Raw genomic sequence first — 15,579 nt, forward strand, 5'->3', positions numbered from 1 at the left:
TGATCGCGAAAACTGAGTTCATCGCTTCCTGAACGAGCCACAAGGGGCTCCCCGGCGATGACGAAAGGCGCGGACATGAACGTCACGAGTACCTACACCGTTTCCGACTACCTCCTCGACCGTCTCGCCGACCTCGGCGTCGACACCATCTTCGGTGTCCCGGGCGACTTCACCCTCGGGCTCCTTGACCACGTCGATGAGCATCCGTCGATCAGTTGGGTGGGCACAGCGAATGAGCTCGGCGCGGGATACGCGGCCGACGGCTATGCCAGGATGAACGGCGTCGGGGTGGTGTGCTCCACCTTCGGAGTCGGTGAACTCAGCGCCATCAACGCGGTGGCAGGTTCGTACGCCGAGCACGTTCCGGTGCTGCATCTGGTGGGTGCGCCCACCGAGGCGGTCCAGGCCGCTGGACGGGCGACGCACCACTCACTCGGTGACGGCGACTTCACCCACATGCTGCGCATGTCCGCGGAAGTGACTGTGGCACAGGAGATGTTGCAGCACGGCACGGCCACCGCACAGATCGACCGGGTGCTCGCCGCGATGGTGGCCGAGGGTCGTCCCGGATACCTCTCGCTGCCCGCCGACGTCGCCGAGCAGTCGTGTGAACCGCCCACCACTGTCCTCGAAGTACCTGCCGCACGCACGGACGTCGACCAGCTCGCCCGATTCGCCGACGCCGCAACACAATTGATCGCCGACCGTTCGCCGGTCGTGCTCGCCGACATCTTTGTCCATCGTTCCGGTGCGGTGGACCAATTGCATCACCTCCTGAAGGTCGGTGGACTGCGCTACGCGTCGCTGCTGTGGGGGCGGCGCGTCGTCGACGAGCGTGGCTCCGGATACCTCGGGCTGTACCTCGGTGACGCGACCCAGCCCGACGTGCGCGCCGCGGTCGAGGACGCCGAGTGTCTCATCACCGCCGGGGTCTGTTTCACCGACCTGATCTCCGGATACTTCACACAGCGCCTCGACGACGCGGTCCGCATCGATCTGCAACCGCACACCGCGGTAGTCGGTGGTGAGACCTTCGCGGGCATCGAGATGCGCGACGCACTGGCCGTACTGGCCGAGATCGTTCCTCCGCGACCTGACCTGCCGGTGTCACTCGCAACGTCGATGGGCGACGTCGAGCCCGATCCGCATGCACCGCTGACCCAGAAGGAGCTATGGGAGGCTGTCGCCGCGGCGCTGACCGGCAACGACGTGATTCTCGCCGACCAGGGAACCAGCTACTGCGGCATTGCGGCGCAACGACTTCCGAGCGGTGCGGTGTTCATCGGCCAGCCTCTGTGGGCGTCGATCGGCTACACGCTGCCCGCCATGATCGGGGCGGCGATCGCGGCACCGCATCGTCGACCGGTATTGCTGATCGGCGACGGCGCGGCGCAACTCACGGTTGCCGAGCTCGGCACGCTCATCCGGCAGCGTATCCCCGCGGTGATCATCGTCGTCAACAACAACGGCTACACCGTCGAGCGTGCGATTCACGGTCCGGAGATGGACTACAACGACATCGCTCCCTGGCGGTGGACGCTGCTGCCGTACGCATTGGGCGGCGACGTCTCGACAGTGCGGACCCACCGGGCGACGACACAGGCCGAGTTGACCGGCATGCTCGTCGACGCTGCCGCGCACCCGACATCACTGACGCTGATCGAAGCAGTCACCGGTGAACTGGACGTCCCGCCGGTGCTCGAGGCAATCGCGGCCGCTGCCGCGAGCGCGAACAGGTGACCTCCGCTATCCGCAGAGAGACCCTCACGCCAGACCGTCACGCACGTGACGGTCTGGCGTGATATGCCTTGGGATCGAACACTTCTGATGACCCGAGGTCAGCCGGAGGGAGTCACAGTGGTAGCCGCGGCGCCGGTCGACGAGGTCGTACCGGGCTGGCTGCTCGGGGAGGCCGTCGTCGTGCTCGCGGGAGCGACGGACGTGGTGGTGACGTCGTAGGACTGCCACACTGAGCCGACCTTCTTGACGAGCACCCTGCTGCCGTCCGGCTGATGGACGGTCAGGACGTCGTCGGTGACATCCCAGGTAAGCGTCGACCCCGATTGCACTGTGTCGGTGAACACTGTTGCGCCCGAAGCCGTATCGGTCAGAGTGAGTGTCGTTCCGACGAGCGATGCGCTCACCGCCTTCGACGGTGACGTGGTGCCGGGTGCGGCGGCGATGGCCGTCGAGGTGACCGTGGCAGTCGACGGGGATGACGTCGACGTGGAGGAACTCGACGGTGGCGTCGAAGACCCTGCAGCCGACGTCGTGCTCGACGTCTCGCTGCCGCTCGCCTTCGCGACCGTCGACGAACTCGACTGTGCCGCTGCTGAACTCGATGCCGCACCGCTGGGCGTCGAACTCGCTGTGGAACTGCTGGTCGTACCCGAGGTCGACGCCGCGGCGCCGGCTTTGAGTGCGAGGCTTTGCACACCCGACGACATTGCGGGCCAGGTGTAGTTCGCGTTGCCGTCGGCCGAGCGCACTCCGCAGGTGTAGTTGCTCGACGACGATGCGCGATATACATAGCCGTACGCGAAGTTCGCCGAGACCATCTGATCGGACGTGCGCACCGTGCGGATGGTGAAGATCTGTCCGTTGGCGGCCGTCGTGTCGGTGCCGACAACATCTGTCGGCGCGGTCGCGATGTAGCTGAGCGTGCCTGCGGTCAGCGTGTATTCCGACTGGTAGGTGGTTGGCGTGGGGTCGTGATCGGCCGGCGCCGCCACGCCTTTCGGAAGAAACGACACCCGCACCGAGAACCCGGATGACGGTGCGGTCCAACTGATCTTGCAGCCTGCCGCACCTGACGTGGTGGCGATTGTGACGGCGCCGCGGACATTGGGGATCGAGTTGCCGAACGTGCCCATGCTGATCGAACTGGACATCACTGCAACGTCGACGAGCGATGCGGCATGTGCGGCTCCGACCTGCTGCGTAGCCAGCGCCACCACCACCGCGGACGCGACACCCGCCGTGGCGGTGGTGTGTCGTGCGCGGTGACGTGTCGCTCGCGTGCGCGGCTCCGGAACCCGGTCCTCGCTGGTGCACCCAGCCCCCGGTGTGTGTCCAGCAGTGCCGGGATCATCCGTAGCCGAACCCCGGCGTCGTCGAAAAGTCAGGTACACCAGTGTGAGTGAGGCAACGCCGAGCAGAATTCGGGCCGCGGGTGTCTGCATCCACGACGCCGCGTAGCCGGCGAGAGGAATCGTCACGACGACCCGATGTGCATCTCCGACGACGTAGGGCGCCGGGTCCGGGTACTGGTTGGCGTCACCTTTCAGGTAGGCGGTTACCGCCACCTGCGACGCCGCGGCGGTGTTGATCACGCGGTGTGTGATCCGGCTTCCGTCTGGTCGAGAGATCGATACGATGTCGCCCGGACGCACGTCGGTACCGTGCACGGGAGTGGCGAGTGCCAGTGAACCGATCGGCATGGTCGGCGCCATCGACCCCGAGCGGACCACCAGTGGTGCTATTCCGAACGCATGCACTGCAATGGCGAACCCGATGCACAGAAGGCCGAGGGCTGCTCCGACGGTCAGAACGAGTTCTCTTGCTATCTTGCGCATCTCAGTTGGCCTGCGTCGCAGTGAACGTGAATGCCGCAGCTACACCGTCGTTCTCGTCTACGGTGTAGAGCACGTCTGGGTCGACGGCGAACCAGACGCACAGCGTCTCCGACTGGCCTGCGGCAAGCGCACGCGTACCGATCCAGGGATACGTCTTGCCTGCTACCCAATACGGCCAGGGCACGTAGCCCGTATGTGTCGGCAGAGTGGGGATCGCACTCGATTCGGTGGTGCTCAGTCCTGGTTCGAGAGTGCCGATTGCTGTTCCGCCTGAACACTTTCCGACGCCGTTGCCATTGACAGGAGTCGCCCCGGAGTACACACGGAAAACCCCGTGGTCGTACATCACACCCGTGGTCACGGGAGCGATGATCGCGCTGTAGGTGACGTTGTAGCCCCCCGAATTCTTGACGGTGAGGCTGGCTGCCCGTGAACTACCGGGCTGCATGTCGGACTGGTTCATCGCGGTCCACATCAACGAATCCTGTCCGTTGAGTTTGAGGTCGACCGATCCCACAGTGAACGCCGCTGTGGTCACGCTCGCCGAATCGCTCCACGACGCCATCGTCGAGATCGCGCAAAGCCCTAGCACCATGCCCAGTGAGCACAGTGCGCGCAGGCGTGAGGAGAAGAGTGTCCTGATGATCATTGCTGCTGGATCGCCCCGAACGTGTAGGACCCCGTGTAGGTGGCACCCGCGACCGCGGTGATATCCAAAGTCCCACGCAGACAGAGCAATTGTGTCTGCCCGCTCGACAGTGTCAGGTAGTTTCCCGATGTCGTGAGTGCGGTACCCGGCAGTGTTGTCGCGGTCGAACCGTCGCAGCTCGTCGGGTCGGTTCCCGGCATCGCCGAGGCCGTCAGTGTCAAATGACTATCGGACGTAGCTACGTTGGTGAGTTTGTATCCGAGCGTGGTGTCGCCGCCGTTGGCGACAGTGACGCTCACAGTCTTCCTACTGCCGGGACTCAGTGCTGTCCCACCGAGCGACGTCAGTGCCAGGTTGTGGCTACCGCCCGCGGTCAGGACCAGCGCTCCCGAGGATATGGTCGACGCCGATGCCGCGACATTCGACGTCCAGTATGCGCCGGACTGCCGGACCGATATCGCCATCAACGCCGAGACGATCAGTGCCACAAGACATCCGAAGACGATCCTCTGATGTGAAGTGATGCGTCGGCGTCGGTGCGCGGATGACATCGACATGCGTATTGCGCTGTGCATCAGGCGGTCTCACGTCTGCGTTCGCGGCGAGCTCGTCGGCGATCGCGCGCAGACGACAGCGCCATGAACACCGCGTAGGCGAGGAGGAGCCCCGCCACCACGTAGACAGCGACCACATGCTGTCGACCCGTGATGACCTGGTTCAGGTACCCGATGTAGGGGACCGAGTACCAGACTTTTCCCCTGACCTGGACGGCGCGGACGGGGGCCGGATCGGTGGTCGGGTTGTTGTCGCCCCTCGTCGTGAACAACCGCTCGCCGCGGCCGTCCTGGCCGACGCCGACGACGCGGTGGGTCACCACGTCGGCCTGACCGGAGCGCAACTGATAGGTGATGACGTCGCCGGTATGCACCTGCGCGGGGTCAGCCGTCCGCGCCATCACGAGTGTTCCCGGTGGCATGTGTGGCCGCATCGACGACGTCATGATGGTGTACGGCGTCGCCCCCGCGAGACGTGGGACGACGACGACTGCCGCCAACAATCCCACGGCTACGAACAGAAAGAGCCAGCTCAGCGTCAGTCTGATCATGTCCAGCGGACCAGAGTCGGAGTCGCCCTTCTGGTCCGAGCCGGGTTCGTCGGCGGCGTGGCGGAGCGTCGAAGATGATTCGACACGTGACGAATGCCTTCCACTGGTGATGGACATCGTTCTCTCCGCTTGCGTATCGAATACTGCTTGGTCGAATATGGGGGCCTGACCGGGCACAACGCGAATGGCCGTCGTGCCCGGTCAGTCCTGCAGCGCAATCCCTCCCCAGTTCGCGCGCCGCGAGAGCGGATACTGCCGAGGGCAGGACCCGCTGGTCTTTAGGACTGGTTGGGGCCTTGAACCTGATCAAGGTGCAGACTGATGTTGTTCAGGTTGAGCGTGTCCGTCTGGCTCGAGTTGGTCGCCGAGGCAAACGGAAGCTTGAGAGTCACCACCACCGTGTAGGCCGACGCCCCGCCGGTCGGGCTGATTGCCAGCGACGTTCCACCCTGGGTGATATCGGTCGCCGATGCGTCACCACTCTTTTTGGCTGAAATGGTCTTCGTCGTTTCTGAAGCGAGAGATCCCGACGAGGTGAATCCCGATGTATCGGCGTACAGTTTCGCCTTCAGGTTGTCGCCCGTCGCATTGATATTCACGGTCGTTGTGTACGTGAGCGTGTCGCCGGGAACGAACTTGAATGACGTCGGATTGATGGCACCGTTCTGATCGGTCCATGTTCCCGTGTCTTTGCTCATCGAGAGCTGACCTGAGCTGATGGTCGAGCCGCCGATCGCCGTGCTGTCGTTCCAATACGCGAGTGATCCGAGCCCTCCGAGAAGAAGAACTGCCGCGCCCCCCGCAGCAACTGCACCCTTGGTCTGTTTCTTCATTGTTGCTCTCTGCATCGATTGGCCACCTCGGGGATTCCGTGGTGTGGTGAAGCATTTTTAGCCCGCCGGGGCCGGTTGCACAACCAATAGTTGTCTATCGAGCCTCAAGCTCAACTTGATTACAGGTGTTCACTGACCGATCAGTAGGCGATCGACGGTGAGTGGTGAATGTGCTTGTTTCCGCAGATCATCGGCATTAAATCGGTTTCATTCTGCGAAGTGTGCGATTAATGATGTCGAATGAATGCGCCATTGAATGTTGTCATATGCATGTGATGGAGATCACGAACAGAGTGTCCGATTTACCCATTAGTGCACGTGAACAGCTACCGCTACGGCTTTACTACTTGATGAAAGCCGTAAGCCATTTACCGCAACGGCGTGCCTCTGCGGATTGGTGGAGCGTCTTGAAGGGTGCTGCGTGATGGCGGACACAAATGCGCGAATCGATTGATTCTGGCGTACGATCCATTGCCGAAAGCTGCCGACCAGAAAATCCAAGTAGCGCTTTCGGGGGAGAATAAAATGAAAAAGCATGGTGTACGAAGCTCGGGGGAGTTTCTGACCGCGCGGTCAGGAAAGCTGTTCGTGTTCTTGTTATCGGTCGCTTTGGCGACGGTGGTCTGCGTCGTTGCCGGGCTCGTCGGTGGCGGGGGTCGGGGCGACGCGTCGCCACCTCCGGCGTCGAATCGGATTGATTTCCACACGGCAGTGAAGGGCGACGACGTGGTCCTGACGGTCGGTTCCGGTGCTCTGCGGGTGGCCGGCGATCAGATACAGATCGTCGACCCGCACGGCAGGGTAGCCGCCAGTGCGCCACTGAAATATGAAGTGGCGCAGAGGGTTTACAAGCTGGGCGTCGAACTTCAGGGCGGTGCGGCACGACTGCACGTCGATCCGTCGTCGATCAGTCGAGCGGTGTCGCTGGCACCGCATCGCGCAGCCGAGACGACGACGGTTGTCGTCACCTCGACGCCGCCAACCTCGGCGACGTCGGACGCGGATGCCCGCGCGGACAGACTCGATAAAGCGATCACTCGAATGGGCACGGAACTGTCACTCGGAATGGCCATCGGAACGTCGGTCGGCACGATTCTCGGTGGTGTTCTCGGCTGCCTTATCGGGCTGGCCGCAGGCATCGTCGGGTGTTTGCCGGGGCTCATGGCGGGTGCGACAGCCGGTGCCGTCGCGGGATCGGTGGTGATCGGTGGAGCCGCGATCGTCGTGTCGATGATCGTCTTCGGGATGACGATGAGCGCGCCGACGCCGAAGGCGCAGCAGCCGCAGCGGCCGACCACTCAGGTGCCGACAGCAGCGCCGTCGCGTTGATCCGTATGACGCGCTGCCCGAATTCTGGGCGTGAATGTCATACGGATCAACGGTCATACGGACCGAGAGCCCGCGGGCGGAGCGCTAGCCGACGAGCCAGGCGTTCGGTGCGCAGACGAGCGGAACGTCGGCGCCGAGCGCACGCAGCACGATCGACGTCGCGCGGGGCGAATAGCTCAGCGAGAAGTGGTCGGACGTGTCCTCGGGGCAGCCGTCCTGCAGCGTGATGTTGCGGGTGTTCTTGGTGCCCTTGGGGAAGAACGTGCTGGAGTAGGGGGTTGTCACCTCGTCGTAGCGGGTGCCGACGATCGTGTATCGGATGTCGCCGAGTGCGTAGACGCCGCCGCTGTTGAGGTTCTTCAGGAACGGCGAGTTGTAGATCTGCTGGGTGCCAGAGACTCCGACGCCGAGTGCCAGTGGTCCGAGGATGTCGACGCCGAGATCGTTGAAGGTGCGGCCGAGCGTGCCGATGCCGTTGAGCGTTGTGCCGTTGTTGGTCGCGCCGAGCGTCACGACGTTGGCGACCTTGGCCGCGCCGCCGTCGAATCGCAGGTACTGGCGGGTCGAGATGCCGCCCATCGAATGGCCGACCATGTCGACCTTGGCTGCGCCGGTGGATGCGAGGACCTTGTCGACGAAGGTCTTGATCTGGGTTGCCGACTTCACGATGTCGCCGGTCCCGTACACGCCGGGCAATGCTGCTGCTACGCCGCCGCCTTGAGAGGGCGGCTGGATTCCGTAGTCGAGTGCGTAGACGCAGAAGCCTGCCTGCCGGAGCGCCGGGGAGATCATCGACCAGTTGCTGTAGGCGTTCTCCCACGTTCCGTGGACCAGCACGACGGGATTGCGGCCGGCTTGGGGTTTGCACGACCAGTCATTCGCACCGGCGGGCGCCACGTCGGGATTCGACAGGCTGTGCGCGAATGCCGCGGGGAACGTAGTCTGCTTCGGTCCGTTGCCGGTGGGGATGAGCCAGCGACTCTCGCCGTTGAGCAGGAAGGTCTCGGCGCGGGCCGGGGTGGGCGAGGCGTCGGAGATGTAGTCGGCGAGCTGTTGCTGCGGGGCGGCCGACGCGGTGCCTGCGGAGTTCGCGGCAAGCGAGATACATGCGGCGATCGCAGCGACAGCCGTCGTCAGCAGGCGGGTTCGGGAACGACGTCGATTCGACGATGTGGTCACGTGCGAACCTCTCAGCTAGGTGTTGCCGGTCATAGCGCAAGTGAGTGGAGCGTAGCTCACCGGTCACGGTCCTTGGCTCCCACCGGTTCCCAGCCTCGGCGTGACGTGCGGTCACCGGGGGTGGGCAGTCGATCGCGACTGCGGTACACGATGTACGGCCGGAACAGGTAGTGCACCGGAGCGGTGAACATGTGCACGAGACGTGTGAACGGAACGAGTGCGAACAGGGCCAGACCGATCAGGACGTGCACATGGAAGCGCAGTGGTGCTGCGTTCATTGCGCGAATGTCGGGTTGCAGCACGAAGATTGATCGGAACCACGGCGAGACGGTCTGGCGATAGTTGACCCCGGGTCCAGTGGGATCGACGGCACCGACGACTGTGATGTAGGTTCCCGCGATCAGCGCGCACACCAAGACCAGATACATCAGCTTGTCGTTGCGGGTCGTCGCCATGAACACCGGGCCGGTGGTGCGACGTCGATAGATGAGCAGGCCGATGCCGAGCAGCGTGGCCGCCGCCGCGAGCAGACCGAAAAAGCCTGCGCCCCAGTGGTACATCGTCTCGGAGACACCGAGTGCGTCGGTCCAGGACTGTGGGATGACCAGACCGACCGCGTGTCCGGCGATGACCACGAGGATGCCGTAGTGGAACATCGGTGACGCGATCCGCAGTATCCGCGACTCGTAAAGCTCAGATGACCGTGTGGTCCAACCGAACTTGTCGTAGCGGTAGCGCCAGATGGTGCCACCGATGAGTATGAGCAGGACGACGTATGGCAGCACGCCCCAGAGGAATACGTCCATCACGCCTCACCTCTCGCGTGTGTCGCGGTCAGCGGCAGTAGGCGCGAATCGTAGGGCTCGAGGCCAACGGCCTCGACGCCGAGCGCCGGCGTCATCGCGCGCGCAGCCTGTCGGTCCACCGGTGACTCACCGGGCAGCGTCGAGCAGATCGCCGTGAGCACAGCCGTGTACGGAGATCGACGGTCTCGCAATGCGAATCGGATCAACTCGAGCGCTGGGCGATATTTTTGCAGCACTTCTTGTCCCGCGTCTGCGTCGACACGCGCCGCGAACTCCAGGACGATCGGCAGGTGGTCGGGTAACTCGCCGTGGAGGTCGACGACAAAGCCGCTGCTCCGATAGAGCGCTTTGAACTCGCCGAGTGCGGCTCCACGTCGTCGGGTGTCGCCATCGGTCCAGTACGAGAGATACAACGTGTGCTTGCGTGACAGGTCGAATGTGTCGACGTAGTCGTCGACCAGGCTGGGGAGCGGCGTCGACTCGAGATGGTCGACGAAGGTCAGCAGCTCACGAATGGAGGGGTGATCAGGCTGCTCACATAATGCCCTGCGCAGCAGCGAGATTCGGTCGATTAACTGATCGTCGGGATAACTCAGACACCACGACGAGACCTGCCGCGTCACGCGATGATCGGCGGCAGTCGTGCGGCGAGGCCACCTCACGACGACGCCTTCGAGTTGCTGCTGTCGCCGGATGCGGGGCGGTCGGGGAACAGTCCCTCGGGTGACCCGTTACCGTCCCAGTTCAGCAGATTCGTGCGATTGGCGAGGCGATGTGAGCTGGTCGCGGTGTCAGTCGTCTGGCGTTGCTTGAGCGCGTGAAAGGTCTCCACTGAGACAGGAGTGGGGGTTCCGCTCGCTTCGCCGAAGGCGCCCGAGCCGTACATGCCCGGCCCGTCCTCGTAGTCGAGTGAGCACGCCATCTCGTCGAGTTGCTCGGCCTGCTCGAGATGTGCAGTCGGAATCACATACCGCTCTTCGTATTTGGCGATCGCCATCAAGCGGTACATCTCGTAGACCTGCTCTTCGGACATGCCGACAGAGGCGGGGATGTCGGGGTCGGGTTCGCGCCCGAGCGTGATGTCACGCATGTACGCGCGCATGGCCGCGAGTTTGCGCAGGACGCCATCTATTACTGCGGTGTCGCCCGCACTGAACAGTTCGGCGAGGTACTCCACGGGGATGCGCAATGCGTCAATCGCACCGAACAGGGTCCCCGCGTCCTCGGCGTCGTGGCCCTGCCCGCTGAGCAGGTCGACGATCGGCGACAACGGCGGCACGTACCAGACCATTGGCATGGTGCGGTACTCCGGGTGCAGCGGCAGTGCGACGCGGAACTCCTTGGCCAGCGCATAAATTGGCGATCGACGTGCCGCGTCGAGCCAGTCCTCGGGAATGCCTTCAGCACGCGCCCCGGCGATCACGTCAGGGTCGTTGGGGTCGAGGAGCAGGTTGAGTTGGGCTTCGTAGAGGTCGGTGTCGTTTGGTGTGGAGGCGGCTTCGGTGACAGCGTCGACGTCGTAGAGGAACAATCCGAGGTACCGGAGTCTCCCGACGCACGTCTCGGAGCAGACGGTCGGCTGCCCGACCTCGATGCGCGGGTAGCAGAGAGTGCACTTCTCGGCCTTGCCCGTGCGGTGGTTGAAGTAGATCTTCTTGTACGGGCAGCCGGTAATGCATTGGCGCCACCCGCGACACCGGTCCTGGTCGACGAGGACGATACCGTCCTCGCTGCGCTTGTAGATGGCGCCAGACGGGCACGACGCCATGCATGAGGGATTCAGACAGTGCTCGCAGATGCGGGGCAGGTAGAACATGAACGTCTGCTCGAAGCTGAACTTGACGGCATCTTCTGATTCACGACGCAGCTTCTCCACGATCGGATCGAGCTCGCCCAATTCCGGTGCGCCACCGAGGTCGTCGTCCCAGTTCGCCGACCACGTGACCTTCGTGTCGTCACCGGTGAGCAGCGATTTCGGCCGCGCGACAGGGAAATCATCGCCGAGCGGGGCGTCGACGAGCATCTGGTAGTCGTAGGTCCACGGCTCGTAATAGTCGTAGATGGTCGGTTGAACGGGACTTGCGAACAGCGTCAACAACTTCTGCATCCGACCGCCGGTGCGAAGTCTCAACTTGCCCTTGCCGTTCAGATGCCAGCCGCCGCGCCACTTCTCCTGATCCTCATAGCGTCGTGGATAACCTTGTCCCGGGCGGGTTTCGACGTTGTTGAACCAGACGTACTCGGTGCCTGCCCTGTTGGTCCACGCCTGTTTGCATGTGACGGAGCATGTGTGGCAGCCGATGCATTTGTCGAGGTTCATCACCATCCCGACCTGAGCCATCACCCGCATCAGTACGTCACCTCCTGGCTGCGCTTACGGATCGTTGACACCATGTCGCGCTGGTTCCCGGCGGGACCGAGATAGTTGAACGCGTAAGACAATTGGGCGTATCCGCCGATCAGGTGAGTGGGTTTGACGAGGAGTCGGGTTGCCGAATTGTGTATTCCACCCCGACGACCGGTTGCCTCCGATTTCGGGACGTCGATCGTGCGTTCCTGCGCGTGGTGAACATAGACGACTCCGGCGGGCATGCGATGGCTGACGATTGCCCTGCACACCACGACGCCGTTGGCGTTGACGCATTCGATCCACTCGTTGTCGTGCACGTCGATTGCTGCGGCGTCCTCGGGACTCAGCCACGCCGTCGGACCGCCACGGGACAGCGACAGCATCAGGAGGTTGTCCTGGTACTCCGAATGAATGGACCACTTCGAGTGGGGTGTCAGGTATCTCACGGTGATCTGCTGCGCGCCGTCGGGGCCGAGTCGTGGCTCGCCGAACAACCGATGCATGTCGAGCGGCGGTCGATAGATGGGCATCGATTCGCCGACGTCGATCATCCAATCGTGGTCGAGATAGAAGTGCATGCGACCGGTGAGAGTGTGAAATGGCTTGAGGCGCTCGATGTTCACGGTGAACGGGGCGTATCGCCTACCGCCGGTTTCCGACCCGGACCACTCCGGCGAGGTAAACACCGGAACCGGGGCTTGTTGGGTGTCGGCGAAGCTGATGTGCTTGTCGGCGTTGCCTTCTGCGAGGTCGTCGAGGGTCTTTCCGACTCGCTTCTGAAGTTTCTCGAAACCCTGTACTGCGAGAGTGCCGTTCGTGGTCCCGGAGAACCGCAGAATCGCCTCGGCGAGTTTCGCATCGGTATCGATCGCCGGCCGACCGTCGCCCGCACCGCCGAGCATCACCCCGTTGCTGTCTGCCAAAATCTTCGTCTGTTCGGCGACGTCGTAGGCGACTGATTTGGTGGCGAAGCCGAGCGTATCGGCGAGTGGGCCGACAGTCGCAAGCTTGTCGGCGATCGCGGTGTAGTCGCGTTCCACCACCGCGAACGCAGGCATGTTCTTCCCCGGGCGGCCGACCGTCGACGACCGGTGCCAGTCGTCGACGGTGCCCTTGGGTTGCGCTGTCTCACCGGGAGTGTCGTGCTGCATGGGGGTGCTGACGAGATCGTGCCGCACACCGAGGTGCGTCTTCGCCTGCTCGGAGAACGCGGCGGCGAGGCGGTGGAAGAGATCGAAGTCGGTCTTCGCTTCCCACGGAGGATCGATGGCGGGGGAGAAGGCGTGCACGAAGGGGTGCATGTCAGTCGACGACAAATCGTTCTTCTCGTACCAAGTGGCTGCCGGCAGGATGATGTCGGACAGCAGCGTCGTCGACGTCATGCGAAAGTCTGCCGATAGCAGCAGATCCAGCTTGCCCTCCGGCGCTTTCTCATGCCACCGAACGTCTTTGGGTCGGGGAGTGTCGGCTGATTCGACACCGAGCACATTGTTGTGTGTTCCCAGGAGGTTTCGTAGGAAGTACTCGTTGCCCTTCGCCGACGACCCCATGAGATTCGACCGCCACAGAACCAGCGTGCGCGGCCAGTTCTCCGGGGCGTCGACGTCACTGATCGACGGCGTCAGTGTTCCGTCGGAAAGATGTTGTGCCACATAGCTCGACGCAGAGTCGGCATCGCCGCTGTCGACGGCTTGGCGTGCGTCGTCTGCGACGTCGAGCGGATTGCGATCGAACTGCGGATAGAACGGCATCCAGCCGAGCCGCGCCGATTGCGCGATGGCGTCGGCGGTGTGTTCGTGGTCGAGCGTGCCGCGCGACAGCGGAGATGCCAGTGACGCAGCCGAATAGCCGTCGTTGCGCCACTGGTCGGTGTGCATGTACCAGTACGACGTACCCGTCATGGTACGAGGCGGTCGGCTCCAGTCGAGTCCGTTGGCCAATGACATCCATCCCGTGATCGGGCGGCATTTCTCCTGTCCCACGTAATGCGCCCAGCCCCCGCCGTTGCGTCCCATGCAGCCGGTGAGGATCAACAGCGAGAGTATGGCCCGATAGGTGGCGTCGCCGTGGAACCACTGGCAGATCCCGGCTCCCATGATGATCATCGATCGTCCGCCTGAATCGACTGCATTGGTGGCGAATTCGCGCGCAACCCGGATCGCTGCCTCCGCAGGCACGCTGGTGATCTCCGCCTGCCAGGCGGGCGTGTAGGGGGTCGACGCGTCGTCGTAGCCAGACGGCCATTCGCCGGGCATTCCGTCACGATGCACCCCGTACTGCGCGAGCATGAGGTCGAAGACCGTGGTGACTCGGTGGCCATCGATGACGGTGGTCGGCACACCTCGACGTAGCACCGAACCGCTGCCATCCGGGGCGTCGAAAGCCGGCAAAGCGATCTCGACGAGTTGCGCGTCATCGCGACCGAAGAGGGTCAATGCCGGTGTGATTCCTTCGAGGTCGAGGTTCCATCTGCCCTCGCCCGCGGCAGAGCGGCGAAAGCCCAACGAGCCGTTGGGAACCGCGGCTGCTCCGGTCTGCTCGTCGAGTACCACGGTCTTCCACACGGCGTCGGAGTCGTTCTCATCGGCTCCCGCCAACTCATCTGCGGTCAGGAACTTGCCTGCGACGAGGCCGTGTTCGTGTTGCTCGACGTGCACCAGGAAGGGAAGGTCGGAGTAGGAACGCACGTACTCGTCGAAGAACTCGGTGGTGTTCGCGACGAAGTACTCCGACAGGATGACGTGCCCCATCGCCATGGCCAGGGCGGCGTCGGTACCTGCTTGTGCCGGTAGCCATTCGTCGGCGAATTTGGTGTTGTCGGCGTAGTCGGGGCTGACCGATACGACTTTGGTGCCGCGATAGCGGACCTCCGCCATCCAATGCGCGTCAGGAGTTCGGGTGACCGGGACGTTGGAGCCCCACATCATCAGATACGACGCATCCCACCAGTCACCGGACTCCGGGACGTCGGTCTGATCGCCGAAGACCTGTGGGCTTGCGACGGGCAGGTCGGCGTACCAGTCGTAGAACGACGTCATCACCCCGCCGATCAACTGGATGAAGCGCGTCCCCACGCAATGCGACACCATCGACATCGCCGGGATCGGCGAGAAGCCGGAGCATCGGTCCGGGCCGTAGGTCTTGATGGTGTGCACGTGGGCGGCCGCAGCCATCTCGATGGCCTCGTCCCAACTCACACGGACGAGGCCGCCCTTACCGCGAGCCTGCTGATATGACTTGCGGCGCAACGGATCTCCGACGACGTCGGCCCATGCCAGCACGGGATCGCCGGTCTTTTCCTTGGCAGCTCGGTACATCTCGACCAGAACCCCGCGCGCGTACGGGTAGCGAACCCGCGTCGGCGAGTACGTGTACCAGGAGAATGCTGCGCCACGTGGACAGCCGCGGGGCTCGTATTCCGGACGATCCGGACCGACCGACGGATAGTCGGTTTCCTGAGTCTCCCAGGTGATGATGCCGTCTTTGACGTAAACCTTCCATGAACACGATCCGGTGCAGTTGACACCGTGGGTCGAACGCACGATCTTTTCGTGGTTCCACCGATCGCGGTAGAAGACGTCGCCGGATCGGCCGCCGTCACGGAAAACGACTCTCCCGTCGGAAGTTTCGTCCCAACGGGTAAAGAATTTGCCGATATTGAGCAGGGCTGTGGCTGCATCGCCCTGAACTGCAGTAGATCGGGCCATGAATTCACCATACGGATGAAAAGGTGAGGGTGTGCGGTTTCGTCGC

The 15,579-nt window shown here is 63.4% G+C and carries 12 protein-coding genes; 2 read left to right on the forward strand and 10 right to left on the reverse strand.

Translation table 11 applies throughout. The features are described from left to right. Positions 1-75 precede the first annotated feature (75 nt). Positions 76-1,740, forward strand: a complete 1,665-nt coding sequence (locus ACRVY7_RS14245; protein WP_431817540.1) for an alpha-keto acid decarboxylase family protein — start codon at positions 76-78, stop codon at positions 1,738-1,740. A 98-nt stretch (positions 1,741-1,838) separates the two neighbouring features. Here the strand turns inward: ACRVY7_RS14245 and ACRVY7_RS14250 are convergent, their stop codons facing one another. The 5 genes from ACRVY7_RS14250 to ACRVY7_RS14270 all read right to left on the reverse strand — a co-directional run bounded on the left by ACRVY7_RS14250 (position 1,839) and on the right by ACRVY7_RS14270 (position 6,177). Beyond that, entirely contained in the window at positions 1,839-3,575 is a 1,737-nt protein-coding gene (locus ACRVY7_RS14250) for a signal peptidase I (protein ID WP_431817541.1), read from the reverse strand. Between the two features lies 1 nt (position 3,576). After that, entirely contained in the window at positions 3,577-4,224 is a 648-nt protein-coding gene (locus ACRVY7_RS14255; RefSeq protein WP_431817542.1) for a SipW-dependent-type signal peptide-containing protein, read from the reverse strand. Beyond that, positions 4,221-4,712 carry a hypothetical protein gene (locus ACRVY7_RS14260; protein ID WP_431817543.1) on the reverse strand — a complete coding sequence of 164 codons (492 nt, stop codon included), beginning with the start codon at positions 4,710-4,712 and terminating at the stop codon, positions 4,221-4,223. The genes ACRVY7_RS14255 and ACRVY7_RS14260 overlap by 4 nt, the downstream gene beginning before the upstream one ends. 86 nt (positions 4,713-4,798) lie before the next feature. Beyond that, entirely contained in the window at positions 4,799-5,446 is a 648-nt protein-coding gene (locus tag ACRVY7_RS14265; protein WP_431817544.1) for a signal peptidase I, read from the reverse strand. A 161-nt stretch (positions 5,447-5,607) separates the two neighbouring features. Further along, the gene (locus ACRVY7_RS14270; RefSeq protein ID WP_431817545.1) at positions 5,608-6,177 is read right to left on the reverse strand and encodes an alternate-type signal peptide domain-containing protein; all 570 of its coding nucleotides are present in this window, start codon (positions 6,175-6,177) and stop codon (positions 5,608-5,610) included. A gap of 510 nt (positions 6,178-6,687) precedes the next feature. On the opposite strand from ACRVY7_RS14270, the gene ACRVY7_RS14275 reads away from it, so the two are divergent. Further along, complete coding sequence (locus ACRVY7_RS14275) at positions 6,688-7,491, forward strand: DUF8020 domain-containing protein (protein WP_431817546.1); 804 nt, start codon at positions 6,688-6,690, stop codon at positions 7,489-7,491. A gap of 84 nt (positions 7,492-7,575) precedes the next feature. Here ACRVY7_RS14275 and ACRVY7_RS14280 read toward each other — a convergent pair whose 3' ends face one another. The 5 genes from ACRVY7_RS14280 to ACRVY7_RS14300 are packed head-to-tail and all read right to left on the reverse strand — an operon-like array spanning position 7,576 to position 15,533. Next, on the reverse strand, positions 7,576-8,670 hold the full coding sequence (locus tag ACRVY7_RS14280; protein ID WP_431817547.1) for an esterase/lipase family protein: 1,095 nt from the start codon (positions 8,668-8,670) through the stop codon (positions 7,576-7,578). Positions 8,671-8,726: 56 nt separating this feature from the next. Further along, positions 8,727-9,476, reverse strand: coding sequence for a respiratory nitrate reductase subunit gamma (gene narI, locus ACRVY7_RS14285; protein ID WP_431817866.1), 750 nt, complete (start codon positions 9,474-9,476; stop codon positions 8,727-8,729). Next, the gene (narJ, locus tag ACRVY7_RS14290) at positions 9,476-10,099 is read right to left on the reverse strand and encodes a nitrate reductase molybdenum cofactor assembly chaperone (protein WP_431817548.1); all 624 of its coding nucleotides are present in this window, start codon (positions 10,097-10,099) and stop codon (positions 9,476-9,478) included. Before narJ ends, narI begins: the two co-directional genes overlap by 1 nt. 35 nt (positions 10,100-10,134) lie before the next feature. Then, positions 10,135-11,826, reverse strand: a complete 1,692-nt coding sequence (gene narH, locus ACRVY7_RS14295) for a nitrate reductase subunit beta (RefSeq protein ID WP_431817549.1) — start codon at positions 11,824-11,826, stop codon at positions 10,135-10,137. Then, entirely contained in the window at positions 11,826-15,533 is a 3,708-nt protein-coding gene (locus tag ACRVY7_RS14300) for a nitrate reductase subunit alpha (RefSeq protein WP_431817550.1), read from the reverse strand. The genes narH and ACRVY7_RS14300 overlap by 1 nt, the downstream gene beginning before the upstream one ends. Positions 15,534-15,579 lie beyond the last annotated feature (46 nt).

The sequence above is a fragment of the Gordonia jacobaea genome, assembly GCF_965344965.1.
Taxonomy (GTDB): domain Bacteria; phylum Actinomycetota; class Actinomycetes; order Mycobacteriales; family Mycobacteriaceae; genus Gordonia; species Gordonia jacobaea.

Excerpts from the sequence above, each read along its gene's own strand:
- narH (WP_431817549.1), bottom strand. The coding sequence starts at position 11,826 with ATGCGGGTGATGGCTCAGGTCGGGATGGTGATGAACCTCGACAAATGC.
- ACRVY7_RS14255 (WP_431817542.1), bottom strand. The coding sequence starts at position 4,224 with ATGATCATCAGGACACTCTTCTCCTCACGCCTGCGCGCACTGTGCTCA.
- ACRVY7_RS14300 (WP_431817550.1), bottom strand. The coding sequence starts at position 15,533 with ATGGCCCGATCTACTGCAGTTCAGGGCGATGCAGCCACAGCCCTGCTC.
- ACRVY7_RS14270 (WP_431817545.1), bottom strand. The coding sequence starts at position 6,177 with ATGCAGAGAGCAACAATGAAGAAACAGACCAAGGGTGCAGTTGCTGCG.
- ACRVY7_RS14265 (WP_431817544.1), bottom strand. The coding sequence starts at position 5,446 with ATGTCCATCACCAGTGGAAGGCATTCGTCACGTGTCGAATCATCTTCG.
- narI (WP_431817866.1), bottom strand. The coding sequence starts at position 9,476 with ATGGACGTATTCCTCTGGGGCGTGCTGCCATACGTCGTCCTGCTCATA.
- ACRVY7_RS14275 (WP_431817546.1), top strand. The coding sequence starts at position 6,688 with ATGAAAAAGCATGGTGTACGAAGCTCGGGGGAGTTTCTGACCGCGCGG.
- ACRVY7_RS14250 (WP_431817541.1), bottom strand. The coding sequence starts at position 3,575 with ATGCGCAAGATAGCAAGAGAACTCGTTCTGACCGTCGGAGCAGCCCTC.
- ACRVY7_RS14245 (WP_431817540.1), top strand. The coding sequence starts at position 76 with ATGAACGTCACGAGTACCTACACCGTTTCCGACTACCTCCTCGACCGT.